This window comes from Natronospirillum operosum (assembly GCF_004768465.1).
GTDB lineage: Bacteria > Pseudomonadota > Gammaproteobacteria > Pseudomonadales > Natronospirillaceae > Natronospirillum > Natronospirillum operosum.
This window is the reverse complement of sequence record NZ_SRMF01000025.1, coordinates 1-2,950: the sequence shown is the minus strand read 5'-3', so window position 1 is coordinate 2,950 and position 2,950 is coordinate 1. Positions and strand designations below refer to the sequence as shown.

The 2,950-nt window shown below is 48.3% G+C and carries 3 protein-coding genes; all 3 read right to left on the bottom strand.

Going from position 1 to position 2,950, the window contains the following annotated elements; genetic code table 11:
* Nucleotides 1-248: 248 nt before the first annotated feature.
* Nucleotides 249-1,172 (bottom strand): transglutaminase domain-containing protein, encoded by a 924-nt coding sequence (locus E4656_RS20100; protein ID WP_135485114.1) that lies wholly within the window; start codon nt 1,170-1,172, stop codon nt 249-251.
* Nucleotides 1,173-1,921: 749 nt separating this feature from the next.
* The gene (locus E4656_RS20095; RefSeq protein WP_135485113.1) at nt 1,922-2,305 is read right to left on the bottom strand and encodes a hypothetical protein; all 384 of its coding nucleotides are present in this window, start codon (nt 2,303-2,305) and stop codon (nt 1,922-1,924) included.
* 192 nt (nt 2,306-2,497) lie between these two features.
* Nucleotides 2,498-2,950 (bottom strand): toxin-activating lysine-acyltransferase (locus tag E4656_RS20090; protein ID WP_135485112.1); only part of this gene is annotated, 453 nt, incomplete at its 5' end.

Genomic DNA, 2,950 nt, shown 5'->3' with positions numbered 1-2,950 from the left:
TGCTTGTGTTGAATGGGCGGTAACGGTGTCTGAATGCTGCTCTGCATGAACCTCCCTCCCTGACGATGGCTCTACCTTTGTAGAGATGATTTCCTGATGCTATCGGGAAGTCGACCGAATGTTTATGGCATAACCTGACTCTATTGAGCCCCAAAAGTGTCACCTTATGCGGGGTTCGCCACGTAAAGCGTCATGTCCTTGTAATTGCCTCGAACGCAGTGCGGCCACGCAGGATTTCCAACAATCCGCTACCTTTGCTCCGGCAGATCAACAGTGACTCCCAGTGTCAGATTAAAGCCGGTAGTCCGGTGTCGACTCACATACAACTCTTCTGGGCGAGAACTTGGTACGGTCGGATCAAGATAGGCATCGTAGTCAGGCAGATAGAGAACAGTATGATCATATCCGTCCAGCAAGTAGTCGCTGGTCACAGTGCTTTCTTCCTGAGTCCTGACCAGAACCAGTTGTGACTCTATACGGCGAGCCTTCAATAGGGTCGCCAGAAGTGCTGAATATCCCTTGCAGTCCGTGGTTCTATGGTCAAGTATTTCCGCTATGGCTGGCACTGGTGTCTGGTAGTCTATTTCGTTGGTATAGTTCAAATTACCCTGAACCCATTCGTACGCAGCCCGGATATAATGAGCATCGTCTCCTGCAGCCTCTTTTTCTATCTCTTCCACGACATGCCGAACATTGTCAGTGGAATTGTATATGTGGTGTTCCCAGTCACCCCAGATCTGTTGTGCGTGGAGTTCGAAACTGAAGTTTCCGTCAGTGATTATGAGTTCTGACTTTTCCGGAGAATAGGGCTGACAATCCTCAAACCCGCTGTCAGAGATAGCATAAAAACCTTCCGGCAGGCAGATAATGAACAGAGAATCATGCCCTGACAGATCAAGTGATGAAAGGGCAAAGTCAAGCTCTGGTTCATGGAAATCGTATTTGGTCAGTATATCAACATAAACAGGCGTGCCGACAAGTCCAAGGACTCGGCTTGGCGTAAACCACTCGCCAGGCAGTAAATAGGAATTGGGCGCACGGTCCGGATTGAGCTCAATAACGAAAGCCAGATCGGGAGTTCTCAGATCCTCCATTCTGGTGGTATCGGAGAACATGACAATTGAAGCAATGGCCAGCACTGCGGCCAATGCCAGATACAATGTTAAACGCATGCTCACCTTCCTGATACAATGCCTATCTCCCTTTTGAAATTTTTATTAGTTGCTTTAACAGCACCGGAAGAACTGCAAACATAAAGGACATGGAAAATACGACCAAGTACCAGTTAGAGGTCAGAAATCTCGGATTGGCCAAAGGCGAATCTGCCGATCACTATAGCAAAAACTGAAACACCGAAAGTGCTAAACGTTTCTTGATAAATTTCCTTCATTTTTGAAACTGAATCCACATCATTGGCTTACCTCGGGGGAACTGCCTTCACACTAGCGAGATCAGGCTCGATTGTTTAGGGCACAACCTGACGAAAACCAGGGACTTGAACGTCAGGTTGTGTATAAACGCCTTCAGGCGCCCCTTGATGGCCTTCGACCAATACGAGGGCGACGACAGGACAGCCAAGTGACCAGCCATGTCAGTGAACAATATCGCTGAACCCATGCATTACCATGATAGCTACAATATCCTGAATATAAAAGCTGCTAGAATAGGGTAACTAGATGCTAACGCCAGCCTAGATGTAAAGAATTTATGCAGTAATACTAACACCCGACATCTAATATCTTTCATCTGCAAGTATCCGTCACAGCACGACTTGCCTGGCTTTACTCTAGCAATATGGCGATATATTATAGATGCCCAGTATTTTCTGGTAACTATATATAATAGTGTCAATGTAGCAAGTGCATAGTACATTTATAGCCTCAAAAACAGCTCCTCCGCTATGCAGAGGAGCTGCTTTCTTCTACTCTGAATTCATAATGTCAGCTTGTATATTAGCCACATTAGCTAATATACCGGCTGGATGTAGATTTGAAACCGAATAAACTCCAAGCTTAATTTTGTCACCCGATGAAGAGTTGCTCAAACCTTCTCTGAGTAGCTCAGCCTGCACCGCCCCTCTGTTTCTGTCAGCATGGCCGCCGTTCAGGTCGGTGTTGAACTGTGAGAACAACCGCTTTCCTGCAGGTTTTTTTGGATTTTCAAGCTGAGCCTGCGCGTTCATCGGCCCATTACTGTTTCCAGTATTTCTGCGCTCTTGCTCTAGGGCTGGTCCACTGAAACTAGTGGCTGCTCTAAAACTATCCTCTGCCTGTACGGACTGCTGGGTTTTACTTGCTGACTTCACACTAGCGGAGTTGCTGCTACTGGACCGTCTGAATAGATTTCGACCGGACCGGCTCTTACGACTTCGTCTGCTACCTCCTCCTCCTCCATAGGCTATGTCCATATTCGCGGTCATCAATTTGTCTTGTGTATACAATTTGGACATAATCATCGCTCCTTTGATTGCATCGTTGAAGGAAACCAGCCCTGCCAATCAGGTCTGGTTATTCGGCGGGTGTGTCCGCACCCACCGAATTCTTTGGACTCGACTCCAGCTTGTTGCTGAATCTGCCTGTTGAGTCCGATAAACCGGATCCTTGTATTCCACTCCGCGCCAGTGGTAGATCTTGCGAATCCGCCCGTCGCTGGCCCTGCCGATACTGAACACCTTCCGGTCACGGAATACATTTCGTTTCAGATCACCTACTATCTGTTTCGCATGTCCCCAGGGCGCTACGAAGTCATTCACCATGGCATTGGTTCCGGCATCCCATTCTTCGTTTTTCAGCGGGCCTTCGTCATCCAGCATCTTTTGCTTGCCTTGTTCATCCAGCCAGGCCCAGGTGACAAAGCCGACCGGGTTCTGCTGCTCATCCAGATAGAGCTTGTACTGGCCCAGCATCAGCGGCGGCAGAATGTCCTGATCCAGACTCCACAGCGGCCAGGT

Coding starts and splice junctions, on each gene's coding strand:
- E4656_RS20100 (WP_135485114.1), bottom strand. CDS start 1,172: ATGCGTTTAACATTGTATCTGGCATTGGCCGCAGTGCTGGCCATTGCT.